Origin of the sequence: Embleya sp. NPDC050493 (genome assembly GCF_044458105.1) — a bacterium.
Lineage (GTDB): Bacteria > Actinomycetota > Actinomycetes > Streptomycetales > Streptomycetaceae > Embleya.
On the sequence record NZ_JBITHP010000031.1, the window covers coordinates 91,527 to 117,330 of the forward strand.

Below are 25,804 nucleotides of genomic sequence, written 5' to 3' on the forward strand. Positions count from 1 at the left end.
CACCCGTCAGGTTGTCAACGATCACGGGGCCCGGCCGACAGTGTGTCGGCCGGCCCCGCATCGTGTCCTCGGCCCCTGCGGGCCGCCGCCTGCCCGCTACTTGCCGCGGAGCAGGCTGTTGATCTCGATGGTCTGCGTGCGGCCGGGGCCGACGCCGATCGCCGAGATCGGCGCGCCGGACATCTCCTCCAGGGCGCGGACGTACGCCTGCGCGTTCTTCGGCAGATCGTCGAAGCTCTGCGCGCCGGTGATGTCCTCGGTCCAGCCGGGGAGCTTCTCGTAGATCGGCTTCGCGTGGTGGAAGTCGGTCTGCGACATCGGCAGTTCGTCGTGCCGCACGCCGTCGATGTCGTACGCGACGCAGACCGGGATCTCCTCCCAGCCGGTCAGCACGTCGAGCTTGGTCAGGAAGAAGTCGGTGAGCCCGTTGACCCGGGTCGCGTAGCGCGCGATGACCGCGTCGAACCAGCCGCAGCGCCGGTCGCGACCGGTGGTCACCCCGCGCTCGTGGCCGATCCGGCGCAGCGCCTCGCCGTCCTCGTCGAAGAGTTCGGTCGGGAACGGTCCGGCACCCACGCGCGTGGTGTACGCCTTGAGGATGCCGATCACGCCGGTGATCTTGGTCGGGCCGATGCCCGATCCGGCGCACGCGCCGCCCGCGGTCGGGTTGGAGGACGTGACGAACGGATAGGTGCCGTGGTCCACGTCCAGCAGCGTGCCCTGGCCGCCTTCGAGCAGGACGACCTTGCCCTGGTCCAGGGCCCGGTTCAGGACCAGCGTGGTGTCGGCGACGTACGGCTCGAGCTGCTCGGCGTAGCCGAGGTATTCCTCGACCACTTCCTCGACCCGCAACTCGCGGCGGTTGTACATCTTGACCAGCATCTGGTTCTTGTCCGACAGCGCGCTCTCGACCTTCTGGGTCAGGATGCCGACGTCGAACAGGTCCTGGACGCGGATCCCGACCCGGTTGATCTTGTCGGCGTAGGCCGGGCCGATGCCGCGCCCGGTGGTGCCGATCCTGCGCTTGCCGAGGAACCGTTCCGTCACCTTGTCGAGGGTGCGGTGGTACGGCGTGATCAGGTGCGCATTGCCCGAGATGAGCAACTTGGAGGTATCGATGCCGCGTTCGACCAGGGTGCTGATCTCGTGGAGCAGCACCCCCGGGTCGACCACGACACCGTTGCCGATGACGGGCGTGCACTCGGGCGTGAGGATGCCGGAGGGCAACAGGTGGAGGGCGTACTTCTGATCGCCGATGACAACGGTATGGCCGGCATTGTTGCCGCCCTGGTACCGGACCACGTAGTCGACGGATCCGCCGAGCAGGTCGGTAGCCTTCCCCTTGCCCTCGTCTCCCCATTGGGCGCCGACGAGTACGAGTGCGGGCATGAGGCGTACACCCCTTCCAGGCGGGGCATGTTTGACAACGGGAGCCCCGGACGGTCCAAGCCCCTTGACGCGGTGCGCGGCAAGGGGCTCTTGCGGGGAGAGGTTACCTGAGGAAGGACGACCGGTGTCGGCCGAGCGCTCGCTGCTCGTGATCACGGACCCTGCGGCTCGCTCGGCGGACGGCGAATCCGTCCGGGTCGCGCTCGATGTTCTGCGGGCCTGCGCCCCCAGCAAGATCGTCATTCCCACGGACACCGCCGACCTGCAACGCGCACTCGCGCGGCGGGGCCGTCGGCGTGTCGTGGTGATCGGCGGGGATGCCGGAGTGCACGCCGTGGCGCGGTTACTGGATCGTGCGGGCGAGCTCGGCGACACGCCCCTGGGCATCGTCCCGGTGGACACCGGACGCGGCCACGGACTGGCCGAGGCACTGGGCCTGCCGGCCGAGCCCGCCAAGGCCGCACGCGTGGCCCTGGGCGAGAACGAACGTTCCTTCGACCTGATGTCGGACGATCTGGGCGGGCTCGCGCTGCGCTCGGTCCGGATCGGTCACGGCGTGCGCTCGACCCGTTCGGCGCCGGCGCGGCCGACGCTCGGGCGCGGCTGGCGCATGCTGGTCGACCACGCCGTGCGGACCGTGTCGAGCACCGTCGGCGCGGCGGTGGGACCCTCGGGTCACCGACTGCGAATCGAGGCGGACGGGTGTGTCGTTGCCGACATGGATCGGCCGGTGTTGTCCGTGCATCTGGGTTGCGACGGCTCGGTGACACCGGGGTCGAAGATGACGGAAGTCACGTCGAACGGGTCCGACGGCACCGACGGAATGAACGGAACGAACAGGACGAACAGTGCCAATGGCGCACACGCCCTACCGGACGCGGCCGTCGCGGACGGCGTCGGTACGGCGAGTGTGATGATCACCGGGCATCCGGGAGCCGCCCGGTTCGGCGCGGCCCAGGCCCGTGACGCACTGGTGCAGTTGCGCGCACACGAGATCACGGTGTGCGGTCGCGACTTCACCTACGCGGCCGACGGCATGGCGACCGGGCCGGTCCGTCTGCGCACCTGGACGGTGCGCCCGACCGGATGGCGGCTGTTCGTACCGGCGTAGCCGCACACCGCAGCCGCGGGCGCCCGACTTCCGGGACCGTGGCCGAAGCGCCGGCCGGGCCGAAGACATTCGGCCCGGCCGGCGTTCGAGGCCACCTCGGTCGAAGGCCGGGTCCGACTCAGCCTTCGAGCGCGTCGGCACCGGCCGGGCTGCTGTCCCGCAGGAAGATCGTGCAGCGCGAGTACTCCTCCTCCTCGCCGATCGCCCCCGCCGCCCGCGCCAGCGCATGCAGCGAGCGCAGGAAGCCGCGGTTCGGCTCGTGCTCCCACGGCACCGGGCCGTGGCCGCGCCAGCCGGAGCGGCGCAGTGCGTCCAGGCCGCGGTGGTAGCCGACCCGGGCGTAGGCGTAGGACTCGATCACGTTGCCCTTGGCGAACGCGTCGTCGGCCAGGTCGGCCCACGCGAGCGAGAAGGTCGGGAACTTCGCGGCCACCTCGGCCGGCGGCACTCCGTCCACGAGCAGCGCCAGCGGCTCGGCTTCCTCGGGCAGATAGGTGGGGTCGGGTCCGCCGAAAAGGTTCTGATCGATGGTCATGGTCCCCATGATTGCCCATCACGGCCGATCGCCCGTCACGACGCGAAGCCCGCGACCTCGTGGTCGCGGGCTTCGACGAGGCGGGTGCGGCCCGGCGCCTGCTGCTCGAGCCGGGGGCCCGCTACTTGAGCCGGGTGCCCGCGGAGCGCAGGTCCTGGCAGGCCACGACCACGCGGTCGGCCATCCCGGTCTCCGCCGCCTTGCCGTACGAACGCGGGTCGTACAGCTTCTTGTTGCCGACCTCGCCGTCCACCTTGAGCACGCCGTCGTAGTTGCGCAGCATGTGGTCCACGACCGGGCGGGTGAAGGCGTACTGGGTGTCGGTGTCGACGTTCATCTTGACCACGCCGTAGTCGAGCGCCTCGCGGATCTCCTCCAGGAGCGAGCCCGAGCCGCCGTGGAAGACCAGGTCGAACGGCTTCTCCCGGCCGTACTTGGCGGCGACCGCGTCCTGGATGTCCTTGAGGATGCTCGGACGCAGCTTGACGTTGCCCGGCTTGTACACGCCGTGCACGTTGCCGAACGTCGCGGCCAGCATGTAGCGGCCCTTCTCGCCCAGGCCGATCGCCTCGACCGTCTCCAGCGCGTCGGCCGGAGTCGTGTAGAGCTTGTCGTTGATCTCGTTGTCGACGCCGTCCTCCTCGCCGCCGACGACGCCGATCTCCAGCTCCATGATGATCCGCGCGGCGGCGCACTTGGCGATCAGCTCACGGGCGATCTCGAGGTTCTCGTCGAGCGGCACGGCCGAGCCGTCCCACATGTGCGACTGGAACAGCGGGTCCTGACCCTTGGCCACACGCTCGGCCGAGATGTCGATCAGCGGGCGCATGAACCCGTCGAGCTTGTCCTTGGGGCAGTGGTCGGTGTGCAGGGCGATGTTCACCGAGTACTTCTCCGCGACCACCTTCGCGTACTCGGCGAACGCGACCGAGCCCACGACCATGTCCTTGACGGTGGTGCCGGACAGGAACTCCGCGCCGCCCGTGGACACCTGGACGATGCCGTCGCTCTCCGCCTCGGCGAAGCCGCGCAGCGCGGCGTTCAGGGTCTGGGACGAGGTCACGTTGATCGCCGGGTAGGCGAATCGACCGGCCTTCGCCCGGTCGAGCATCTCGGCGTAGACCTCGGGAGTTGCGATGGGCATGCGTCTGCTCCTCGTTGCTCAGCCAAGCGGTGATATGAGGGTTTTCGGACACGGACGGCCGTATCCCCGCTTGCCGCCCATCCTGGCAGACCGCTCCGGACGACACCGCATCCCGTCCTCCCCGTTCGGGGGAGCGAATGCAATATCTGACGGAGCGTCAGGTCGATGCGGCCGGGCCGCACCGGGCTCTGGGGATACCCGCGGGGAGTGACACCGGCCTTCGCGGCGCCCTGGTCGCGGTTCGTCCTCGGTTCTTTGTCCACAGCCTCCCCAGTGGTCGCGTTCGTCATGCACACCCGGAACTTCGGGTGGACACGCAACCTGTCGGCCCCCGGGACGTCACCAGGACACAGGCTGTGCACGGAGGGTGGGGGCGGTCTCATGACAGCGAAGGGGGCGGCGGGGCTGTGGCGCTGCTGAGCATGCCGGCATTCGGGGGCGACCAGTCGTCCGGCTCGCCGTCGGAGAACGCGACGGCGCCGGAGGCACCACGTCGGTCGCGATTTCGAATCCTGCGCGGCGGCGGGGAACCGCCGGCCCGCCCGACGTTGACCGAGCTGTATCACGCCCAACGGCTCGGCATGGTCCGGCTGTCCATCCTGCTCGTCGACGACCTCGGCACCGCGGAGGATGTCGTCCAGGACGCCTTCACCGCGCTGTACCGGCGCTTCGGCGAGGAACTGGAGGACGTCGACAACGCGCTGGCCTACCTGCGCACCTCGGTGGTCAACCTCTCCCGCTCGGTACTGCGCCGCCGGCGTACCGCCCGTGCCTACGTGCCCCCGCACGAACCCGACGCCTCCTCGCCCGAGGACGCGGTGGTCCTGTCCGAGGAGCACCTGCGGGTGCTCGGGGCGGTGCAGCGTCTGGCTCCGCGACAGCGCGAAGTGCTGGTGCTGCGTTATTGGTCCGATATGACGGAGGCCCAGATAGCCGAGACCCTCGGGCTTTCCCGTGGAGCGGTGAAGTCCACGGCAAGCCGTGCCATCGACGCCCTCGAAAAACTCATGAAGGACGAACAGTCGTGACCGAACGCGATGCGCGCGACGAATCGATGGAGGATCTGCTGCGCGCGGCCCTGGCCTCGCGCGCGGACTCAGTCACGCTCGGCTCGCTGCGACCGCCGGGCCCGCCCACGTCGAACGAGGATCGCCGGAGTCGGGTCGGGAGGGTCGGCATCCCGCTCGCGGTGCTGGCCGCCGTGGCCGCGGCCTTCGGCGGGGTGTCCCTGATCGGCGCGCCGGAGCACACCGCGGGTGCGCCCGCGAACCGGCCGATGTCGGTGAGCGCACTGCCGACCCCCCCGGAGCGCACCGCGATGTCCCTGGCGCCGCCGCCCGCGGCGACGACGCCGCCGCCGAGTGTGCCCGGGACCACCGCTCCCCCGTCCGTGCCCGACTCGGAGCCGCCGGACGAGAGCACTCCGTCCACGACGCCCCCGACTCGCGTCGGCACGCCGAGCGTGCCGACGAGCACCCGGCCGCCGAGCAAGTCCTTCGGGGCGCAGGCGATCAAAGTCGCCGTGCCGTCCGGGTGGCGTGACCGGCCCGGCACTCCCATGAGCGACGGCACGCTTTCCAGCCGCTGCTTCTCCGCGCCCGTGACGGGGGACGTCAAGTACCCCTGCGATCTCGACTCCGCGCGGATCCTCGTCAACTCGGTCGGCGATCCGGACGTGTGGAGCTACGCGAAACTGTTGGACGTCTCCGCGTACAACTACGCCACCCAGCCGTTGTGCGCGAAGGACGGGCACCTGGGCCTCCTGGACAGCGCCGAGACGATCACGCCCGAGGTGGTGACCCGGGAGAAGCGCACGGTCGGTGGGCACGGCGCGGAGTACCGCGTGGTCTCGGTGACCTGCAAGGGCGGTCAGGACTTCAGGGTGCGCACCTGGTCGATGCCGGATCTGGGCATCGAGATCTTCGCGACCAGTGCCGGGCCGAAGGCGGACACCAACATCGACCACGTGGTCGCGTCCGTGGACCTGTCGGGCTTCAAGCCCCGCACGACCGGCTGATGCACGCTGCCGACCGGACGAGAGCACACCACGCCGCACCCACGGCACGCGCCGCCGCGGGTGCGTGCCGTGGGTGCGTGCCATGGGTGTGGTCAGTGGCCCTCCGCCACCTTCTGGGCCGCCTTCCGGGCCGCGACCAGGATCGGGTCCCACACCGGTGAGAACGGCGGCGCGTAGCCGAGGTCCAGGGAGGTCATCTCCTCGACCGACATCCGGTGGGTGAGCGCGACCGCCGCGGTGTCGATCCGCTTCGCGGCGCCGTCCCGGCCGACGATCTGCACGCCCAGGAGCCGACCGGTGATGCGCTCCGCGATCATCTTGACCTTCATCGACCGGGCGCCCGGGTAGTAGCCGGCCCGCCCGGTGGACTCGATGGTCGCGCTCACGAACTCGTAGCCCGCGGCCGCCGCGTCCTTCTCGCGCAGCCCGGTCCGGCCGATCTCCAGGTCGCAGACCTTGCTCACGGCGGTGCCGACCACGCCGGGGAAGGTCGCGTAGTCGCCGCCGATGTTGGTGCCGATCACCCGGCCGTGCTTGTTCGCGTGGGTGCCGAGGGCGATGTGTTGGCGGCGGCCGGAGACCAGGTTGAGCACCTCGACGCAGTCCCCGCCCGCCCAGATGCCGTCCGCGGTGACCCGCATCCGCAGGTCGGTGCACAGACCACCGCTCGCACCCAGCGGCAGGCCCGCCGCACGGGCCAGTTCGGTGGCGGGACGCACACCCAGGCCGAGCACCACGATGTCCGCGGGGAAGCGGCCGTCGGCGGTCAGCACGGCCTTCGCGCGACCGTCCACCACCTCGATCTCCAACGCCTCGGTCTCGGTCACCACCTCGATGCCCAGACCCTCCATCGCCTCCTGCACCAGTGCGCCCATGTCCGGGTCGAGCGTGGACATCGGGTGCGCGGAGCGGTCCACGACGGTGACCCGCAGGCCCTTGCGAACCATCGCCTCGGCCATCTCGATGCCGATGTAGCCGCCGCCGATGACCACCGCCGTACGGTGCTCGGGAGCCAGCCACCCGGTCAGCTCGCGGGCGTCCTCCAGCGTCTGCACGCCGTACACGCCGGGCGCGTCGATGCCCGGCAGCGGCGGCCGGATCGGCACCGCGCCGGTGGCGAGCACGAGTTGGTCGAAGCCGATCCGGTCGGCCCGTCCGGTGGCCAGGTCGCGGACCGCGATCTCGCGCCGATCCAGGTCGAGCCCCTCGGCCTCGACCCCCATCCGCAGGTCTATCCCGCGCTCGCGGTGCTCCTGTGGCGTGCGCGCGATCAGCGCGTCCGGGCCGTCCACCTCGCCGGACACCAGATACGGGATGCCGCACGCGGAGTACGAGGAGAACCGGCCGCGCTCGACCACGACGATCTCCAGGTCGTCCTCGGCGCGCCGGCGCCGGGCCTGGGACGCCGCACTCATTCCGGCGGCGTCGCCGCCGATCACCACCAGCCGCTCGATGCCCACGTGCTACCCCTGACTCTGTGTGCGTGCGTGTGTCCGTGTGTGCCGGGCGCGGGCGTCCGCCCGCACCCGATCGTGGTCGGCCCGGCCCACGATTCCCGCCGGCAAGGTCCCGACCCGGTAATGATGCGCGGTTCGGGGCGGGGACGGGTGACGAGGCACGCTTCGCGCGGACTACCCTCCAGAGGTGGAATTCCAAGCTGTCAACGTCCTCGACGCGACGTCCCTCATCTCGACGTTCGGACTCATCGGCATCCTCGCGATCATCTTCGCGGAGACGGGTCTGCTGGTCGGGTTCTTCTTCCCCGGCGACTCGATGCTGTTCCTGGCCGGCGTCGCCGCGTCCTCGTCGGCGGAAGAGATCGTCGGCACGTCCATCTCGCTTCCCTGGTTGCTCCTGGGCGCACCGCTGTGCGCGATCGCCGGCGCCCAACTCGGCCACTTCCTCGGCGCCCGGTTCGGCACGAAGATGTTCAACAAACCGGACTCCAAGCTGTTCAAGGCCGAGTACGTGACCAAGGCCGAGGAGTACTTCGAGAAGTTCGGCCCGGCGAAGGCGGTGCTGCTCGCCCGGTTCATCCCGATCGTCCGCACCTTCCTGAACCCCGTCGCCGGCGTCCTGGAGATGCCCGCGCGGACGTTCTTCCTGTGGAACGTCATCGGGGGCCTGGTGTGGACCGACGGAATCATCCTGCTCGGCTACAAACTGGGCGACACGATCGGCAGCAGTATCGACAAGTACCTGCTGCCGGGGGTGTTCGTCATCGTGCTGATCTCGTTGCTGCCGATCATCATCGAGGTCATTCGCAGCAAGCGGGAGGCGAAGCGCGAAGCGGCGTCATCGTCGTCGAGTAACTGAACACATACGCTGCGAAGCGGTGGTGCGCCAATGGCGCACCACCGCTTTTCGTTGTCCGCGCCGACGCCCCGATCGGCCGAATTGAAATGCTCGGGCGTGCAACCTTTTCGCGCCGCCGTGCGTCGGGCCGGCGCACGACTATTACCCGGAGACGAAAACACCCTGCCCCCGGACGGGGACCGGGAGCAGGGTGGCTTTCGATGCGGCGTCCGCCCTCGGGTGGGACGCCGCTCCCGCGGGGCACGAGGCGCCGCAGGAGACCCGGACACGCTACGGGAGCGATACCGGCGGTGGTGTTGGCCGCCGGGTCGGACGGGGAACCGACCCGGCGGCCCGAGGGGAAAGGGCAGGGGTGCTCACGTCCTGTTCGGCGCGAATTGACTCGGCTGCGGGATCGCGGCGAGTGCGCAGGACGACATACACGACGAATTCATACTTCCCCCCCGGGAAGTCCGGTCGGCGGATGCGCCGACGTCGGAACCGGGTCCGACAATATCCGAGACCGCGAAAAAAGCAACGGCCGCTCCGGGAATGCGCAAGGCATCACACGGTGCGGCCGTCGGTGGAATGGCTCCGCGGGGATTTGATTCAGTTCAGTTCGAGGTCTTCCAGGTGGTACGCGACCCGGTACTCCAGGCCGGCCTTTTCCACCGTCGGCGCGGCCCCGCGCTCGACGATCACCGCGACCGCCACGACCTCGGCACCGGCCTCGCGCAGCGCCTCCACCGCGGTCAGCACCGAGCCGCCGGTGGTGGAGGTGTCCTCGACGGCCAGGACCCGGCGACCCTTGACGTCCGGACCCTCGATGCGGCGCTGCAGGCCGTGCGCCTTTCCGGCCTTGCGCACCACGAACGCGTCCAGCTTGCGCCCCTGCGCGGCGGCGGCGTGCAACATCGCCACGGCGACCGGGTCGGCGCCCAGGGTCAGCCCGCCGACCGCGTCGAACTCCAGATCCGACGTGAGTTCCAACATCACCCGGCCGACCAGCGGCGCGGCCTCGCCGTCCAAGGTGATCCGGCGCAGGTCGACGTAGTAGTCCGCCTCCCGGCCGGAGGAGAGGACGACCTTGCCGTGCACGACGGCCTTGGTCTTGATCTGGTCGAGGAGCGCATCGCGGTCGGAATTCATGGCACCGGAGCCTAACCGGCGCGACGGCGGCGTACGTGGACCAGACGCCAGACGAGCAGCGCGCCGAGCGCGGGCACCAGTATCCGGACCGCGCGCCGCGCGGCACGACCGGTGCCGTGGCCGGCCTCGGACCACAGGTCCGGCTCGGTGTCGACCGCGGCCGGCCGCGGCGCCGGCGGCTGCGGCTGCCGGGGCCGGGCCTGCGGCGTCGCGAACGGGTCCGCGATCGGCTCGACCGGCTCGAACGGGGTGTCCGCCGTCGGCACCGGGGCCAATTCGTCGGCCAGCGCCGCGGCGAACAGGTCGGCGGCTCGGGCGAATGCGGCGGCCGGGCGCGCCGGGTCGCGCACGGCCGCCGCCGCATCGGCGGCGTCGGTCGGCTCCGGCGTGTCGGCGAACACGATCCGGGTCTCGCCCGGCCCGTCCGGCTCGTCCGCCGCCAGGTCGTACAGCCGCACGGTGAACTCCGCGGCGAACCGGCCCGCGCCGTCGCCGTCCGCGCCCTCGGTGGCCTCGGTGGCCTCGGTGCCCGCCACGCTCGCCACCAGCGCCAGCGGCTCGACCGCGTCCGCGAGCCGCAGCCCGCCGCGATAGGTGACCGTGTCGGCGCCGACCCGCAATCGCCACCGACCGATCAACTCGACCCCCTCGGCATCCACCCGGGCCGGCTCGTCCAACAGCAGGCCGGGCACGCATTGGGCCAGTCGTTCGGCATCGTGGAAGGTGTCCCAGACCGATCGGACCGGGATCGGCACGACGACTTCGTACTGCATCCGTTCTCCCCGTTCATGGCAGCGGACGGTGCTCGACCGGCGCGCCCGTGGACCGACCCGTGCGGTCGGCGGCTACCGCCCACCCCATCACACCCGCCGATGCCGCCCGGTCGGCGCGTCGGGGTCGATCACCCGCGATGTCGTACCGGGATCGGGGGCCGGGATCGGCGGCCCCTCGGGCAACCGCAACCGGCGCGCCCGCGGGTAGGCGACCGGCACCACCAGCCCCGCGAACAACACCGCGGCACCCGCCAACGCGGCGGCCGCGCCCGACGGCCCGGAGCCGAGTGCGTGCGTACACCAGCGGGCGAACAGCCACGAGCCGCCCGCCGCACCGGCGGAGACGATCGCCAGGCCCAGGTGGGTACGCGCCACCCGGATCGTGTCCAGGCCGCGCAGCCGCCGGCGCAGCACCAGGGCCGCCCAGACCAGGCCGATCAGCTGGGCGAGGCCGTACCCGGCGGCCATCCCGGTGACCGCCCACTCGGCGGGCAGCGTCCAGTAGGCCACCAGCGAGAACAGCGCCCCGGCCGCGGTCATCGCGACGTTGGCCCAGAACGGCGTGCGGGCGTCCTGGACCGCGTACAGCCCGCGCTGGATCAGGTATTGCGCCGAATACGCGATCAACCCGGGCGCGAACGCGGTCAGCATCAGCCCCATCGCGTGGGTGTCCGCCTCGGTGGTCACCCCGTGCCGGAACACCAGCGCCGTCACCTGCGGGCCCAGCGCCAGGAACAGGAACGACACCGGCACGATCACCAGCGCGTTCAGCCGCAGGCCCCGGGAGATCAACTCGCGTACCTGCGCCGGCTGTCCGTCCGCCGCGGCCCGGCTGATCCGGGGCATCAGCATGGTCACGATCGACACGGTGACCACGCCGTGCGGGACGATCCACAACAACTGGGCGTTGGCGTAGGCGGTGTAGCCCACGCCGTGGCCGAGCCCGGACTCGACCGCCTTGTCGGAGACCTCGACCGCGAGCCGGGTGACCAGCCAGTACCCCAGTTGGGAGACGCCGACCATGGCGACGCCCAGCCGGCCATCCGCAGCGGCGTGCCGAGGCCGTGCCCGCGCCAGTCGAAACGTGGCCGCCAGCGCACCCCTGCGGCGCGCAGATACGGCACCAGCGCGACAGCCTGCACCACGATCCCCAGCGTGGTGCCCAGGCCGAGCAGGCGGGCCTGGGCGGGGGTGATGCCCGCCGCGTCCCGGACGTCGTGCGCGACCAGCAGGAAGGACCCGAAGACCGCGATCACCACGACGTTGTTCAGGATCGGCGTCCAGGCCATCGGCCCGAACCGGCCGCGTGCGTTGAGCACTTCGCCGACCAGGGCGAACACGCCGTAGAAGAGGATCTGCGGCAGGCACATCCGGGCCAGTGCGATGGTCAGTTCGCGCTGCGCGCCGTCGTAGTCCGCGTACGCCGACACGATCGCGGGCGCGGCGAGCACGCCCGCGACGGTGAGCACGAGCAACACGCAGCCGACCGCGGTCAGCAGCCGGTCGGTGTAGCCGGCTCCGCCGTCCGCGTCGCGCCGGGCGGCGCGCACCAGTTGCGGCACCAGCACCGAGTTGAGCGCGCCGCCGACGAGCAGGATGTAGAGGATGTTGGGCACCGTGTTCGCGACGTTGTAGCCGTCCGCGAACAACCCCGTACCCAGCGCCGCGACCACCGTCGCGCTGCGCGCGAAGCCGGTCAGCCGGGACACCGCGGAGCCCAGCGCCAGGCTCGCACCACCGCGCAACACCGAGCGGCCGGCGCGTACGGCCTCGCCCCCTTCGGCCGGACGGCGAGCGGGCGCCCGCGAGCGCGCCGACTGCCCGGCGGGTGTCCCGGACGCGCCGTCTCGGCTCTCCTCGCGAGCGTGCCCGCCCTGCGGCGGCGCCGAGACGACATGGCTCACAAACGGCTCCGATTCGGCCTCGATCGGGGTTCGCGACATGCTCCCCCGTTGTCTGAGTCCTCGGGAGGCCACTTCCGTTGCATCCGAATTTCTTGGTGACGAAACCCGCTGCCACGGGCTCTTACAGGAAGCGGGGCTACCCGCATCCCTCCGTCCCCGAGGAGACGTCCCGTGGTCACGCTGCTCCCGGCGCCGCCCGCGCGCTCGAACGTTCCCGCCGCGGCGCCCACCGCGCCCGGCGCCGGCACCCTCGCCTCCGCCGTGCCGGGCGATCCGAGGCTGCGGGTCGCCCGGCTGACGTCCGACGCGCACCTGGCCCATCTGGACGGACGCGGCGACGCGGGCTTCCTGCAATACCCGTCCTGGGCCGTGGTCAAGGAGGGTTGGCGCAGCGAGGGGATCGGCTGGTACGACGCGAACGGGGTGGTGGTCGGGTCGGCCCTGGTGCTGTACCGCAAGATGCCCAAGGTGCCGTACTGGTTCGCCTACCTCCCCGAGGGTCCGGTGATCGACTGGACCGATCCGAATCCGGAGCGCTGGCTCACCCCGCTGATCGAACTCATGCGCAGGCGGAACGTGTTCACCGTGCGGATGGGTCCGCCGCTGGCGCACCGGCGGTGGCAGGCGCAGACGGTCAAGGACGCGGTCAGGCACGGTCTCAAGCATTTGGACCGGGTCACCCCCGACGAGATCGACCCGCTCGGCGCCACCGTCGCACTGCGGCTGGGCGACCTGGGCTGGCGTCCCTCCGGCGACGGCGCGGACGCACAGCCCCGGTACACCTTCGAGTTGCCCTTCGAGAACCGACCGCTGGACCGGATCCGGGCGGGCTTCAACCAGGAGTGGAAGCGGGCGATCACCAAGGCGGGCAAGTCCGGCGTGGACATCACCGTGGGCGGCTACGAGGACCTGCCCGCGTTCTTCGAGTTGCTCCAGGTCACCGAGCGCCGCAACGGCTTCCGACTGGGCCGGGAACTTCCCTACTACGAAAGGCAGTTCCGCGCCCTCAACACCGAGTCGGCGGGCCGGATGAAGCTCTACCTGGCGCGCTTCGAGGACCGACTGCTCGCCGCGCACACGCTGATCAGCGCGGGCTCGCGGGTGTGGTACCAGACCGGCGCGTCCACCGACCACGGTCGCGGGGTGCGCCCCAGCCACGCCCTCCAGTGGCGGATGATCCAGGACGTGCACGAACGCGGCGTGCCGGTCTACGACATGCGCGGGGTCAGTCCGGTGATCGACCCGGACGACCGGCTGTTCGGCGTGCTGCGCTGGAAGCTGGGTACCAACGGGCGGGTCGTGGAGAACCTGGGCGAATGGGAGTACCCGGTGGTGCCGGCGCTGCACAAGGCGTTCCGGGCGTACATGTCGATCCGCTGAGCACCGGACGAGGGCTGTACGAGGGCTGCGGGAGAGCCGGATCGGCCGTACGCGGGCTGTTCACCCGCGCGCGTAGTCGGCGATGCGCGGGTTGGTCAGGGTGGACGGCGGCACGTCCACGCGCGCCTCGTGCGGCGGGAACCAGACGGCCCGGACCAGTCGGTCGGCGGCCAGGAACGGCACCACGGCCGGGTCCGGCGCGTCGTCGGCGGCCCGCAGCCCGGTGCCGGCGGCGAGCGCGGCGAGGACGAAGCCGCGATCTGCCGGGCCCGGCACGGTGACCCGGTACGGCACCGTGCGCAGGCCCGCGGCGCGCAGGCCGGCCTCCGCGCACCAGTAGGCGCGCGGGTGTGCGTCCGGTGCGGGCGCGTGCACCACGATCCGGCCGGCCGGGCGCAGCACGGTCCGGGTCAGGCCGTAGAACTCCTGCGTGTACAGCCGCGCGGCGGCGCCCGTGGCGGGCCCCGGCAGGTCGGCCACGACCACGTCGAAGCGCTCCGCGGCGGCCCGCACCCACGCGAAGGCGTCGGCGCCGACGACGCGCACACGCGGATCGGCGAACGCGTCGCCGGCCGGCGCACGCAGCGCCGGATCGGTGCGCGCGGGCGCGGTCTCGGCCACACGTGCCACCACGAGCACCACCTCGCGCACGGCCGGGTAGCGCAGCACCTCGCGCAGTGCCAGCCCGTCGCCGCCGCCGAGCACGAGCACCCGCTCGTGCCGACCGGCCATCGCGGGGTGCACGAGCGCCTGTGCGGCCTCGCTCGCCCCCGGGGCCGCCACCCGCCGCTCGCCGTCCACGTACAACTCGGGGCCGGCTCCCGTGTGGGTGAGCACCACGCCCTCCCGGGCGGACACCACGTCCCCGTCGAAGAGCGCGTCGCGCGCGGCCCGTTCGAAGGCGGGCGTGTACAGCCAGGTGCCGGCCAGCAGCGCGAGCACCGCGCCCGCCGACACATACATCCCCACCCGCAGCCGAAGCCGCAGATCGGTGCGGAACAGCCACAGGACCACGAGTGCGCCCGCGATCGCGTTGACCACGCCCGCGAGCAGCACGGTGCGCAGTTGACCCAGGTGCGGCAGCAGCAGGAACGGGAAGAGCAGGCCGCCGATCAGCGCGCCCACGTAGTCGGCCGCGAACAGGTCGGCCACCGCACTGCCCGCCTCCTGCGGACGGATCCGCTGCACCAGCGTCATCAGCAGCGGAATCTCGGCCCCGATCAGCAGCCCGAGCACGGCCGAGACGGCGATCATCGGCCAGCGGTAGACGTCGTACCAGGCGAAGGCGGCGTACAACCCGGTCGCGCACATCCCGCCGCACGCCGCGAGCAGGATCTCGGCGGCGATGAACGCCGCCGCGGCCCGGCGCGCGAGCGGCTTGGCGGCCAGCGCACCGACACCCATCGCGAAGACCATCACCGAGAGCACGATCGAGGTCTCCACCACCGGATCGCCGCCGAGCGTGCCGCCGAGCGCGGCCAGCGCGAGTTCGTAGACCAGCCCACACGCCGCGCAGACCAGTACGGCGAGCAGGACCACGAACCGCGCCAGCCCGGGCGCGATCGCGGCCGGGCGCGGCCGGGCCGCGGGCACGCGCGCGATGGTCGCGGCGCGCGGTGCGGGGGAGTTCACCCCGAGCACGGTAGGCGCGATGCACCCGGGCGGCATCGAACGCGCCGACGGTTCACCCGAACCGGCTAGTGCGGGGGCGGGGCCGGGGCCGAGGGCGGGAGGCGGAGGCAGGGCCCAGGGGCAGGGGCAAGGCGGAGCCGGGCCCGGGGGCGGAGCCGGAGCCCGGAACCGAGGCTGGGCCGGAGCCCGGAAGCCGGAACCGAGGCCGGGCCGGAGCCGGGGGCGAAGCCCGGAAGCCGGAACCGAGGCCGGGCCGGAGCCCGGAGGCGGAACCGGAGCCGAGGCCGAAGCCGGCACACGTGCACGGACGCGACGCCGACCCCGCCTCCGACCCCGCCCCCGGCGTGAAGGCGGGCCCACTCGGGCCGGCCCCGTCCCGCCGGGTCAGGTCAGGCCGGGCCGACCCGAGCCGGGCCGACCCCCACCCCACCCCGCCGGCTCAGGCGATGCATGCCGACACGATCGCGGCGATCGCGATCTGGGAGGACGCGGTGACCCACACGCACGGGTGCGGCTCGCGTTCGACCACGGTGGCGCCGAGTCGGCCCGGGGTGACCAGGTCGATCACCAGGAAGGCGATGGCCATCAGGATCAGCCCGGAGACGCCGAACATCGCCGTGGAGGCGAGGCCCTTGCCGAACTCGTCGTAGGTGGTCGCGATCGCCGTGGTGACGATCATGCCCACGCCCAGCAGCGCCGAGGAGAGCACCAGGGCCGCGTTGCGATTGCGCTCGATCCAGATCTGCCGGCCGAGGTTGCCGGGGGTCAGCACGTCCACGAGCACGAAGCCGAGGACCATGAGCACGATGCCCACTCCCCCGTACGCGAACGCGTAGCCGACACCCTCCGCAAGGTCCTTGAACATGGCCGCCGTCCCCCATCGTCGTCGGATCATCTGATGGGGCGTCATTGTGTCGGATCGACTCGTGCGATCGTCACATCGCGCGACTCCGAGTGCTCACGATCCGACATTCCTGCGGATAGGTGTGCCAGGTGGACCAGACCGCGCCGGCCCCGCACCGCTCGACCACCATCGCGGTGATCGCGTGCGGCAGCCCCGGATAGTCGCCGACCAGGCCGTACTCGTGCCCGCTCGCCAGGGTGACGATCTCGCGCACCCGCGCGACGAACGCCGTGTCCTCCAGCCGCTGGGTCAGCGCGGTGAACTCGTACTCCCACCGGCCGAGCCGGGTGGCCGCCCGAGCGGGCAGCGGCGTGGCCGCGCCCGGCACGCACGCGACCGTCTCCGACACCGGCTCGCCCTCCCCCCGGCCGGGGCCGATCAGCATCTGGTGCGACGCGCCCAGCAGCCGCAGCTCCAGCTTCAGCCCTCCGAGTTCGACGGCGCGCTCGGCCAGCGCGGGAAGCGGCGGCAGGCCCAGGCACCAGCCGAGGTCGTCCGCACGGGTGTCGGTGTACGTGGTGGTGAGTGTGGCGTGCATTCTCGCGCTCATCTGTCCGGGCAACGGGGAAGACCCCACGGGAGGCTCCCGGGGGCGACAATCGGCTGCAAACCAGGGGACATGACTCACGGTAGGTGCCCGAAGGCACAGCGTCGTCACCCGGGAAGGTGAAAGGCATTGACACGAATGGGTGAAGGGCACCCTGTGGGCGGCCCCGACCCGCACGCGAGGATGGGCGGGTAGACCGAACCCCGCGAAGGAGCCGTACGGATGAACCGACCGCTGCTGGCCCGACACCTGGACGGCCTGGGCACCACGATCTTCGCCGAGATGTCCGCCCTCGCGCGCACCACCGGCGCGATCAACCTCGGCCAGGGCTTTCCCGACACCGACGGCCCGGCGGAGGTGATCGAGGTCGCGGTCGCCGCCATGCGCGACGGTGCGAATCAGTACCCGCCGGGCGACGGCATCCCCGACCTACGCCTGGCCGTGGCCGAGCACCGGCAGCGCTTCTACGGGCAGACCTTCGACCCCGACTCCGAGGTGCTGATCACCACCGGAGCCACCGAGGCGATCGCCGCGGCCCTGCTCGCGCTGCTGGAGCCGGGCGACGAGGTGGTCGCCCTCGAACCGTTCTACGACTCGTACGCGGCCTGCATCGCGATGGCCGGCGCACGCCGGGTCGGCGTCACCCTGCGCCCCCCGCACTTCCGGCCGGACCCGGCCGAGCTGCGCGCGGCGATCACCGACCGCACCCGGGTGATCATGCTCAACAGCCCGCACAACCCGACGGGCACCGTGCTCACCCGGGCCGAACTGGAGACGGTCGCCGAGATCGCGATCGAACACGACCTGATCGTGGTCACCGACGAGGTGTACGAACACCTCGTCTACACCGGCGAGCACATCCCGATCTCCACCCTGCCGGGCATGCGCGAGCGCACCGTCACCATCTCCTCGGCGGGCAAGACCTTCTCGTTCACCGGCTGGAAGATCGGCTGGGTGTGCGCACCGCGGGAGCTGATCGCGGCGGTGCGCACCACCAAGCAGTTCCTGACCTACACCTCGGGCGCACCGTTCCAGCCCGCCATCGCGCACGCGCTGCGCCTGCCGGACGAGTACTTCGGCGGGCTGCGCGAGGACCTGCGCCACAAGCGCGACCTGCTCGGCGGCGGTCTGCGCGCGGCCGGGCTGACCGTGTACGAGCCGCAGGGAACCTACTTCACCACCACCGACATCACCGCACTCGGCTACACGGACGGCCTGGACTTCTGCCGCCGGCTGCCCGAGCTGCGCGGTGTGGTCGCGATCCCGGAGGTGGTCTTCTTCGACGACGTCGAGGTCGGCCGGCCCCTGGTGCGGTTCGCCTTCTGCAAGCGCGTCGAGGTGCTGGAGGAGGCGGCCAAGCGGCTCGCGGCGACCGGCTGAGCCGAACCCGCGTGGCCGGGCGCCGGCGGATGTGTGGGGGCGGGCCGCCCCCACACAACACGACACGCGTGGCGACTACGCCTCGCCGTCGGCCGCCGGCTTGTCCTCGGGGCCGTACTGCTCGTTGATCCAGTTCCCGAACGAGATGCACGTGCTGATCCACGCGCGCGTGGTGAACACGAACAGCTCGCGGTTGATGCCGGGCTCGCAGTCGAGCTGGGCCTCGCCGATCAGCCGCAGCTTGCCCTCGTGCTCGTGCGTGTAGACCTTGGGCCAGAAGAACTGGCGGTGCCACTCGTCGAGCAGCTCCAGCATCCGCGGCCGCTCGGCGGGGTCGAACTCACGGTCCAGGAACATCCGGACCGTGAAGATCTCGTGCTTGTCCCCGCGCAGCATGAAGTAGACGCGGAAGCCGTCCCAAGGCGCGCAGACGTCACCTTCCTCGTCGGTGAAATGGTTCACCTGAAGCTCGTCGAGGACCTGGTTGATCAGCTCCGCCGACGGCTTGACGACCGGTGCGGCCGGAACGAAGGTCGACCTCGGAAGCGAGGACGGGTCGATGCTCATGAAGGATCCTCTCCAGACGTATGGACGCCATCCTCTCTCATTCGGCCCAGACCGGTGGGCCACGACCGAGCCCCTATTCGTACTCCGTACCACCCTTTCGGGTCAGGTAGGCCACGGAGACGATCTTGCCGATCGCACGGCCGCCGACCACGTCGCTGTACCGCTCCCTGGCCGGGCGCACCACGAGGCCCTCACGCAGGTGCGCGGCCGTGCCCGAGACGGTCTCCCGGCCCTCGGCCAGGGCCAGCAGAGCGGCCTCGTCGTAGGGCCCGGCATACAGCGTCGGCACCACCGGCAGCACGGTCTCCAGGCCGGCGAGCAGCTCGGCCAGCTGCTCGGCGTCCACCCGGCGCACCGCCCCGGCGGCGTCCGCGAGCGCGACGTCGAAGACCGCGTAACCAGGAAGCTCCGAACGGCCCTGCGCGCCGTACCCCAGGTCCTGTACGCCCTGCCCGAACACCTCGCCGAACACACCCACCCGGGCCGCGCCGAAGCGCGCGGCCAGCTCCGCGGCGGCCTCGGGCAGCCGGTGTGCGAGCACGCTGCGCCAGTAGAGGTTGTGCTCGTCCCGGGCCAGCGCCTGCGACCTGGCGCCGAAGCCCTTGGAGGACACGAAGCTCTCGCCGGTGTCGGCCACGTAGGTGTACAGGCACGCGGTCCCGTGGATCTTCTCGGTCGCCACCACCGGCTCGCCGGCCGTGAACAGCGCGGGATAGCGCCGCACGTTCTCGACGTCGACCCACGGCAGCAGCTCGGCCGCGGGCACGATCTCGCCGCTCATGTGCACGGGGATCGGCGGCACCCACTTGACGATGCCGAGCAGCTCGGCGAAGTCCTTGTCGTCGGCGAGCGCGGCCGCCAGGTCCAGGCCGGCCAACGCCGCCGGCCGGCACACGATGCCCTGCGAGAGCTCGCCGCGCAGCCGGATCGCCCGGACCCGGTTCTTCGCCGACCCCGCGAGCCGCCCGGTGAGCCCGAGCTCCTCGATCAGCAAATCCGGCAGCACCGCCTGCTCCGGGATGTACACCGCGACGTCACCGGTGACGTAGGCCCCCTTGGCGACGACGGCGCGGTACAGCCCGACCTGGGCCAGTTCCAGCGCGTCCGCGTTCGGGTGTGCGTGTACGACCAACCGCTCGGCCGTGACCCTGAGTGTGGACATGAGGCGCCCCTTCCCCCGTGCTCGCTTCGGGGTGAATCCCCGTGCACCCCACGGTCCCAAGCACCCGGGCGGGGCGGCCAACGATTTACCGGCGTCCTGGGACAGGATGGGACTCATGCCGAACTTCATCGAGAAGCCGACGGTTGTCGAGGCCGCCGGCAACATCCCCAAGACCATTCGCGAGTTCGTCGGCCGGGTGAACACCGGCGACGAGGCGCTCAGCATCGCGCACATGACCAGTCCGGGGGGCTGGGAGGAGCCGGGCCAGCGCCCCGAGTTCGACGAGTACACGGTCGTCCTGCGCGGCGTGCTGACCGTCGAGTTCGAGGGTGGCGTCCAGGAGGTCACGGCCGGCCAGGCCATCCACACCGCCGCCGGCGAATGGGTGCGCTACAGCACCAGGGGCACCGAGGGCGCCGACTACATCGCCGTCTGCCTCCCGGGCTTCACCCCGAACACGGTGCACCGCGACGAGTAGGGCACAGCTCGCGGCCCGGCGGGTGGCGATCGCCGCGACCCGCCGGGGTGCCGGAGTGCGATCGGGTCAGATCTTGGCCGTGATGGTCGACACGAACTTCGGCAGCAGTTCGCTCTGCCATCCGCTCCAGGGCCGGTCGGTGCCCTCCTTGGTGAGGCTGCCCGAACCGTCGATCTGAAGGGCGTACTGCCCCTTGCGCATCCGCAACGTGTTGCTCGAGTAGTAGGCGTCGTCGGCGCCCCCGGCGGTGCCGAGCGCCTTGAAGTCGGACGCGACCCGCTGCGCACCGTTCTTGCCGAGGTCCCAGTTGTAGTCGAGTTCCTTGGGAGCGTCGATGTTGTTGATCTGGATGGTCAGCTTGATCACGTTGCTGTAGCCGAAGCCGCGCTTGGAGGTCATCGTGTAGAGGCAGGTCGTGCTGCGCACGGCCGGCCCCCGGGACGCGTAGGAACCGGCAGCCTTGGCGGTGCCCTGTTCCTCCTGGGTGAGCACCTCGGGGATGACCTTGGCGATCTCGTCCGGCCTGATCAGGTCGCACACGTCCGGCCAGGTGGACATGTCGGTTGCGACCGGCGCGAACTTGCCGCCGCTCTTGGGCGCGGGCGGCGCCTCGGGGCGCGAGGCGGCCTTGGACGCCGCCACGCTCGGGGTGCCGGCGACCGCGTTCGGGTCGAAGCTTTCCAGTTTACGGACGCTCTCCGTGGGCGGCAGCTTGACCGCTTCGTTCTTCTTGCCGTCCGTGCCGTTGATCAGCAGCGCGGCGATCACCGTCGCCGCCGTGCCGGCCGCGAGCACGGCCAGCCAACTGATGACCTGCTTGCGGCGGTTGGGCCGCGGCGGCTCGGGCGGATACGGCGGCGGGTAACCGGGCGCCCCATAGCCGGGCGGCGGCCCGTAGTGCCCCGGCCCGCCGTACTGGCCGGGCGGCTGCTGGCCGTACCCGCCCTGCGGCGGGTAGCCGGGCCCCTGGCCGGGGTATTGGCCGGAGTTCGGGCTGTTGTACTGGCCGGTCATCGAGTGCTCCCGTGGTGACGAACCGTCGAGGGACGACGGCGAATCAGTCGTCCGTCATCTTGATGTTGAGGACGCGCACCAGGGCCGGTCCGGCCTTCTTCGTCCAGGTGTCGGGTGCTTCGTCGGCGCCCGAGGAGTCCTTGGTCTTCGCGCTGACCTCCAGGACCACGTAGTAGCCGGGCGAGTCCGGCTTGGCGCCCTGCTTGTACAGGTTCAGCTTGCCGTTCTGGCGGAACGCGTCCTGGACGAACAGCTTGTTCGCGAGGTCCTCGAAGCCGGAGTACGGGGCCGCGTCCGCCTTGGCCTTCTCGTACACGTCCTTGACCGGCGCGGCATCGCCGATCGCCTTGATGGTCATGGTGAGCTTGCCCGGCGTCGCGGCGTCCTGGAGGTTGGGCAGCTTGATCTGCACGGTGCACTCGGTGTTCCGGGGCGCCTTCGCGCCCTTGCGGCCCTGCCGCGAGCCCACGATGCTCGCGTCCGGGACCGCGTTCTGGATCTCCTTGTCGGAGAGCATCGTGCACGCGTCCGGCCATGTGCCGGTGTCCCCGGACGCCCGGAACTTGGCGCCGTCGGTGAACGCCACACCGGGCGGCGGGGTGTATCCGTCGGGGAACGCGACGCCGTTCTCCGCGACCGGCTTGTCGCCCTTGTCGTTCTTCTTGTTGATCTCGTCGACGATGTACGAGGCCGCGACCGTGGCCAGCACGCCGCCGATCACCACGCCGAGCCAGCCCAGGATCGGCTTCAACTTGCTCCGGCGCGGCGGCTCGTGCGGCGGCATCGGTCCGCCGGGGTACGGCTGTTGGTACATCCCGGGCTGACCGTACGGCGGCTGCTGCTGGTGCGGCCCGCCGTAGTGGTTCCCCCCTGGGTTCCCGATTCGTACCATCCCCGTACCCCTCCTGATGCCTGATCCGATGCGCTGTTCCGATGCGCTGTCGCCGTTGCTGCCCTACCGCGTGTACCGCGGGTTACATCCGTGCCACGAGGTAGCCGACGAGCGTCGGCCCGTACTGCTTGACGGCGTCGTCGCTCGGCAGCCTCGCCCCACCCGGACCGTCCAGTCCGCTGGACATGTACAACTCCACGAAGTACGGGCCCTTGTGGAAGTAGATGTAGGAGTCGTCGCGGAACGCGTCGTCGGTGCCCAGCTTCGTGCCCAACTCCTCGAACGTGCCGAACGGTTTGCGTCCGTGGTTCTTCTTGGTGTCGCCGTAGTGGCCCTTCGCGATCGCCGGCGTGCTCACCTCGTGGAGTGTGAGTTCGATCTTGGCGTACGTCGGATACTTCGGATTGTTCGGGTCGGGTACATCGAGGTCGAACCTGCACTGGTTGTCGGCCGCGCCCGGGAAGTCGTACTTGACCGAAACGGTCGTGTCCGGCTTCCTGGTCTTGACCGTTGCGCCCTTGACGACCTTGCCGAGCTGCGCGTCCGAGAACATGTCGCACGCCTTCGGCCAGGTCTTGCCGTCGTTGGTCGCGTTGAATTTTGGCCCGGCGTCGGCCGGCGGCGCTGCGGGGAAAACCATCGGGCGATCCGCCGGCGCCGCGCTCTCGCCGGGCGGGCCGCTCTTGCCGCCGCCGGAGGCCCCCGGCGCCGCGGGCCCGGCCGAGGTCGGGCCGGGCTTGGCGGCGTCCGCGTCGTCGTCCTTGTTCAGCAGCACGAAGCCGCCGACGCCCGCCCCGATCAGCACGACCGCGACCGCGGCCCACAGCGCGACCCGGTTGTTCCGGCGCGGCGGGGTGGGCTGCCCGTACGGGTGGCCGTGCGGTCCGTACGGGCCCGGCGGCGGGTAACCGGGCTGCTGCGGCGGATACCCCTGCTGTTGCGGATAGCCCTGCTGCTGCGGGAAGGCCGGCTGCTGCTGCGGGTGTTGCGGGTACTGCCCGGGTTGGCCGTGGCCGCCGCCGTGCTGCCCGGGGCCCTGCGGCCAACCCCCGCTCACAGCTTCTGCCCGACGACTGCGGCCACGGTCGGACCGTACTGACGCGCCATGGTGTTCCCCTTGAGCGGGTTGCCCTGCGAGTCCTCGATCTGGGCGTCCACGGTGACCCAGACCCGGAAGCCGTTCTTGGAGATCTGCACCGTACGGTTGTCGCGGAACGCCCCGTCCACGCCGAGCTTGGCGGCCGGGATGTCGTCGTACTGGTCGGGGTATGCCTTGGTGGCCGTCTCCGCCTGCGTCTTCTCCTTGGCGAAGGCGGTCTTCTCGTCGGCCGACGGCTTGAAGCCGTAGGTGGTGATGTTGATCTTCGCGGGGTAGTCCGAGGACTGCAGGTTCGGCAGGTCGAGCAGGATGTCGCACTCGTTGTCGTTGACGGCCTTGCCGAACATGTTCGAGTACCGACCCATGAAGCTCTTGCGCTCGCGGATCGTGGCCTCGGGGATGACCGTCTTGATCTCTTCGTCGGTCAGCAGGTCACAGGCCTTGGGCCAGGTCTTCGGGTCGACCGAGAGATTGGCGAACTTGGGCCCGGTGATCGCGGGCAGCGTGTCCGGGATCTTCAGCGTGTTGGTGATGTCGGCCTTCTTGGGCCCGGTCGCCGCGGTGTTCTGCGGGGCGGCGGACTTGCCGGTGACGATCGGCGCGGCCGTGGTCTTCTGCGCGGCCGGGTCCTTCTTGTCGGTCGGGTCGTCGAAGCCGACCAGCGCGACCACGACGGACGCGACGATCGCGCCGGTGACACCGACGATCCAGGTGCCGATCACCTTCTTGCTGCGGCCCCCGCGCGGCGGCCGGCCGTTCGGGTCCAGCTGGATCGGGTTCTGCCCGTACTGCTGGTAGTGCCCGTACTGGCTGTACTGCGGGTACGGATAGCCGGCGGGCTCCTGGAAGCCGCCCTGCTGCTGCTGTTGTTGTTGCTGCTGCTGCGGAAAGCCGCCGGGCGGCGGGTACCCACCCTGCTGCGGATAGCCACCCTGCGGCGGGCCCGGCTGTCCCTGCTGTCCCGGTTGTCCCGGCGGGCCGGGTGGCATCGGCGGCACAGGCGGATAGCCCTGACCATCGCTCATCGGGAGGTCCCCCTCGGATCTCGGCTTTCGCCTGGCGTTTGCTTGCAGGCATCAGGCGCGGAGACATGCTGCCATGCGCATGGAGGGGCCGCAGAGGTCAAGGGTGTCGTTTGTGGCGACATTCACCTGAATAAGTCTCCGGGGGTGCACAACGTTTCGATGACACCAAGCGTCCCGATCATGAGATCGCCCCTCCGGAGTCCACCCCTCACAGCTCGCGAGGCACTAAAGTTGAGTCGGGAATACTCAAGCGATTTGACCGGTTGCACCCGACGGCTCATCCTTGAGCGACAACCACTCAACTCTTTCCGTGGAGGAACCGAATCATGGCACGTGCGGTCGGTATCGACCTCGGTACGACGAACTCCGTCGTCAGCGTTCTGGAAGGCGGCGAGTCGACCGTCATCACCAACGCGGAGGGGTCGCGGACCACACCGTCCGTGGTTGCCTTCGCGAAGAACGGTGAGGTTCTGGTCGGCGAGGTGGCCAAGCGTCAGGCCGTCACCAACGTCGACCGGACCATCCGGTCCGTCAAGCGCCACATGGGGACCACGTGGTCCGTGGCGATCGACGACAAGAAGTACACCGCGCAGGAGATCAGCTCCCGCATCCTGATGAAGCTCAAGCGCGACGCCGAGGCCTACCTCGGCGAGAAGGTCACCGACGCGGTCATCACCGTGCCGGCGTACTTCAACGACGCCGAGCGGCAGTCCACCAAGGAGGCCGGCGAGATCGCCGGTCTGAACGTGCTGCGCATCGTCAACGAGCCCACCGCGGCGGCGCTGGCGTACGGCCTGGACAAGGCCGACGAGCAGACCATCCTCGTCTTCGACCTCGGCGGCGGCACGTTCGACGTGTCGCTCCTGGAGATCGGCGACGGCGTGGTCGAGGTCAAGGCCACCAACGGTGACAACCACCTCGGCGGCGACGACTGGGACCAGCGGGTCATGGACCACCTGGTCAAGCAGTTCCAGAACGCGCACGGCGTGGACCTGTCCAAGGACAAGATGGCCCTCCAGCGCCTGCGCGAGGCGGCGGAGAAGGCCAAGATCGAGCTGTCCTCCTCGATGGAGACCTCGATCAACCTGCCCTACATCACGGCCTCGGCCGAGGGCCCGCTGCACCTGGACGAGAAGCTCACCCGCGCCCAGTTCCAGCAGCTGACGCAGGACCTGCTCGACCGCACCAAGGTGCCGTTCCAGAAGGTCATCGAGGACGCGGGCATCCCGCTCTCGGCGATCGACCACATCGTCCTGGTCGGCGGTTCGACCCGGATGCCGGCCGTGGCCGACGTGGTGCGCGAGCTCACCGGCGGCAAGGAGCCCAACAAGGGCGTCAACCCGGACGAGGTCGTGGCCGTCGGCGCCGCGCTCCAGGCCGGTGTGCTCAAGGGTGAGGTCAAGGACG

The 25,804-nt window shown here is 70.8% G+C and carries 23 protein-coding genes and 1 pseudogene; 8 read left to right on the forward strand and 16 right to left on the reverse strand.

The genetic code is table 11. The features are described from left to right. Nucleotides 1-96 precede the first annotated feature (96 nt). Entirely contained in the window at nt 97-1,389 is a 1,293-nt protein-coding gene (locus ACIBM5_RS39290) for an adenylosuccinate synthase (protein WP_396011487.1), read from the reverse strand. Nucleotides 1,390-1,513: 124 nt separating this feature from the next. Between ACIBM5_RS39290 and ACIBM5_RS39295 the strand changes: the two genes are divergently transcribed. Then, nucleotides 1,514-2,500, forward strand: coding sequence for a diacylglycerol kinase family protein (locus tag ACIBM5_RS39295; protein ID WP_396011488.1), 987 nt, complete (start codon nt 1,514-1,516; stop codon nt 2,498-2,500). A 118-nt stretch (nt 2,501-2,618) separates the two neighbouring features. On the opposite strand, the gene ACIBM5_RS39300 is transcribed toward ACIBM5_RS39295, so the two are convergent. Together ACIBM5_RS39300 and fbaA are read right to left on the reverse strand one after the other, a co-directional pair. After that, complete coding sequence (locus tag ACIBM5_RS39300; RefSeq protein ID WP_026219278.1) at nt 2,619-3,035, reverse strand: DUF3151 domain-containing protein; 417 nt, start codon at nt 3,033-3,035, stop codon at nt 2,619-2,621. 121 nt (nt 3,036-3,156) lie between these two features. After that, a complete protein-coding gene (gene fbaA, locus ACIBM5_RS39305; protein ID WP_396011489.1) occupies nt 3,157-4,179 on the reverse strand; it encodes a class II fructose-bisphosphate aldolase in 1,023 nt (340 codons plus the stop codon). A gap of 407 nt (nt 4,180-4,586) precedes the next feature. Here fbaA and ACIBM5_RS39310 point away from each other — a divergent pair, with 407 nt between their 5' ends. Both ACIBM5_RS39310 and ACIBM5_RS39315 read left to right on the forward strand, forming a co-directional pair. Then, nucleotides 4,587-5,207, forward strand: a complete 621-nt coding sequence (locus ACIBM5_RS39310) for a SigE family RNA polymerase sigma factor (protein ID WP_391589195.1) — start codon at nt 4,587-4,589, stop codon at nt 5,205-5,207. Then, complete coding sequence (locus ACIBM5_RS39315) at nt 5,204-6,196, forward strand: hypothetical protein (protein WP_396011490.1); 993 nt, start codon at nt 5,204-5,206, stop codon at nt 6,194-6,196. The genes ACIBM5_RS39310 and ACIBM5_RS39315 overlap by 4 nt, the downstream gene beginning before the upstream one ends. 92 nt (nt 6,197-6,288) lie before the next feature. On the opposite strand, the gene ACIBM5_RS39320 is transcribed toward ACIBM5_RS39315, so the two are convergent. Then, nucleotides 6,289-7,656 (reverse strand): FAD-dependent oxidoreductase, encoded by a 1,368-nt coding sequence (locus tag ACIBM5_RS39320; protein ID WP_396011491.1) that lies wholly within the window; start codon nt 7,654-7,656, stop codon nt 6,289-6,291. 184 nt (nt 7,657-7,840) lie between these two features. On the opposite strand from ACIBM5_RS39320, the gene ACIBM5_RS39325 reads away from it, so the two are divergent. Further along, a complete protein-coding gene (locus ACIBM5_RS39325; RefSeq protein WP_391589198.1) occupies nt 7,841-8,512 on the forward strand; it encodes a DedA family protein in 672 nt (223 codons plus the stop codon). 588 nt (nt 8,513-9,100) lie between these two features. On the opposite strand, the gene pyrE is transcribed toward ACIBM5_RS39325, so the two are convergent. From pyrE to murJ, 3 genes and pseudogenes are all read right to left on the reverse strand, one after another. Next, nucleotides 9,101-9,640 carry an orotate phosphoribosyltransferase gene (gene pyrE / locus ACIBM5_RS39330; RefSeq protein ID WP_391589199.1) on the reverse strand — a complete coding sequence of 180 codons (540 nt, stop codon included), beginning with the start codon at nt 9,638-9,640 and terminating at the stop codon, nt 9,101-9,103. 11 nt (nt 9,641-9,651) lie between these two features. Further along, the gene (locus ACIBM5_RS39335) at nt 9,652-10,413 is read right to left on the reverse strand and encodes a hypothetical protein (RefSeq protein ID WP_396011492.1); all 762 of its coding nucleotides are present in this window, start codon (nt 10,411-10,413) and stop codon (nt 9,652-9,654) included. A gap of 87 nt (nt 10,414-10,500) precedes the next feature. Then, nucleotides 10,501-12,356, reverse strand: a pseudogene (gene murJ / locus ACIBM5_RS39340) (murein biosynthesis integral membrane protein MurJ). A gap of 132 nt (nt 12,357-12,488) precedes the next feature. On the opposite strand from murJ, the gene ACIBM5_RS39345 reads away from it, so the two are divergent. Further along, nucleotides 12,489-13,697 (forward strand): lipid II:glycine glycyltransferase FemX, encoded by a 1,209-nt coding sequence (locus ACIBM5_RS39345; RefSeq protein ID WP_396011493.1) that lies wholly within the window; start codon nt 12,489-12,491, stop codon nt 13,695-13,697. A 60-nt stretch (nt 13,698-13,757) separates the two neighbouring features. On the opposite strand, the gene ACIBM5_RS39350 is transcribed toward ACIBM5_RS39345, so the two are convergent. The 3 genes from ACIBM5_RS39350 to ACIBM5_RS39360 all read right to left on the reverse strand — a co-directional run bounded on the left by ACIBM5_RS39350 (nt 13,758) and on the right by ACIBM5_RS39360 (nt 16,771). After that, nucleotides 13,758-15,329, reverse strand: a complete 1,572-nt coding sequence (locus ACIBM5_RS39350) for a polyamine aminopropyltransferase (RefSeq protein ID WP_396011494.1) — start codon at nt 15,327-15,329, stop codon at nt 13,758-13,760. A 439-nt stretch (nt 15,330-15,768) separates the two neighbouring features. Beyond that, entirely contained in the window at nt 15,769-16,194 is a 426-nt protein-coding gene (locus ACIBM5_RS39355) for a DUF350 domain-containing protein (RefSeq protein WP_391589204.1), read from the reverse strand. Between the two features lie 70 nt (nt 16,195-16,264). Further along, nucleotides 16,265-16,771 carry a DUF2617 family protein gene (locus ACIBM5_RS39360; protein WP_396011495.1) on the reverse strand — a complete coding sequence of 169 codons (507 nt, stop codon included), beginning with the start codon at nt 16,769-16,771 and terminating at the stop codon, nt 16,265-16,267. Nucleotides 16,772-17,002: 231 nt separating this feature from the next. Here ACIBM5_RS39360 and ACIBM5_RS39365 point away from each other — a divergent pair, with 231 nt between their 5' ends. Next, nucleotides 17,003-18,160, forward strand: coding sequence for a pyridoxal phosphate-dependent aminotransferase (locus ACIBM5_RS39365; RefSeq protein ID WP_396011496.1), 1,158 nt, complete (start codon nt 17,003-17,005; stop codon nt 18,158-18,160). Between the two features lie 75 nt (nt 18,161-18,235). On the opposite strand, the gene ACIBM5_RS39370 is transcribed toward ACIBM5_RS39365, so the two are convergent. Then, on the reverse strand, nt 18,236-18,727 hold the full coding sequence (locus ACIBM5_RS39370; protein WP_391589207.1) for a YbjN domain-containing protein: 492 nt from the start codon (nt 18,725-18,727) through the stop codon (nt 18,236-18,238). Between the two features lie 73 nt (nt 18,728-18,800). Continuing rightward, on the reverse strand, nt 18,801-19,889 hold the full coding sequence (locus ACIBM5_RS39375; protein ID WP_396011497.1) for an RNA ligase (ATP): 1,089 nt from the start codon (nt 19,887-19,889) through the stop codon (nt 18,801-18,803). A 115-nt stretch (nt 19,890-20,004) separates the two neighbouring features. Here ACIBM5_RS39375 and ACIBM5_RS39380 point away from each other — a divergent pair, with 115 nt between their 5' ends. Then, nucleotides 20,005-20,367 (forward strand): cupin domain-containing protein, encoded by a 363-nt coding sequence (locus ACIBM5_RS39380; RefSeq protein ID WP_391589209.1) that lies wholly within the window; start codon nt 20,005-20,007, stop codon nt 20,365-20,367. Between the two features lie 66 nt (nt 20,368-20,433). Here the strand turns inward: ACIBM5_RS39380 and ACIBM5_RS39385 are convergent, their stop codons facing one another. The 4 genes from ACIBM5_RS39385 to ACIBM5_RS39400 all read right to left on the reverse strand — a co-directional run bounded on the left by ACIBM5_RS39385 (nt 20,434) and on the right by ACIBM5_RS39400 (nt 24,397). Further along, nucleotides 20,434-21,381 carry a hypothetical protein gene (locus ACIBM5_RS39385; protein ID WP_396011498.1) on the reverse strand — a complete coding sequence of 316 codons (948 nt, stop codon included), beginning with the start codon at nt 21,379-21,381 and terminating at the stop codon, nt 20,434-20,436. Nucleotides 21,382-21,424: 43 nt separating this feature from the next. After that, nucleotides 21,425-22,273 carry a hypothetical protein gene (locus ACIBM5_RS39390; RefSeq protein WP_396011499.1) on the reverse strand — a complete coding sequence of 283 codons (849 nt, stop codon included), beginning with the start codon at nt 22,271-22,273 and terminating at the stop codon, nt 21,425-21,427. Between the two features lie 82 nt (nt 22,274-22,355). After that, nucleotides 22,356-23,330 (reverse strand): hypothetical protein, encoded by a 975-nt coding sequence (locus ACIBM5_RS39395; RefSeq protein WP_396011500.1) that lies wholly within the window; start codon nt 23,328-23,330, stop codon nt 22,356-22,358. Beyond that, nucleotides 23,327-24,397 (reverse strand): hypothetical protein, encoded by a 1,071-nt coding sequence (locus ACIBM5_RS39400; protein ID WP_396011501.1) that lies wholly within the window; start codon nt 24,395-24,397, stop codon nt 23,327-23,329. The genes ACIBM5_RS39395 and ACIBM5_RS39400 overlap by 4 nt, the downstream gene beginning before the upstream one ends. A 326-nt stretch (nt 24,398-24,723) precedes the next feature. On the opposite strand from ACIBM5_RS39400, the gene ACIBM5_RS39405 reads away from it, so the two are divergent. Continuing rightward, nucleotides 24,724-25,804, forward strand: a 1,081-nt coding sequence (locus tag ACIBM5_RS39405; protein WP_396011502.1) for an Hsp70 family protein, incomplete at its 3' end; no start/stop codon positions are given.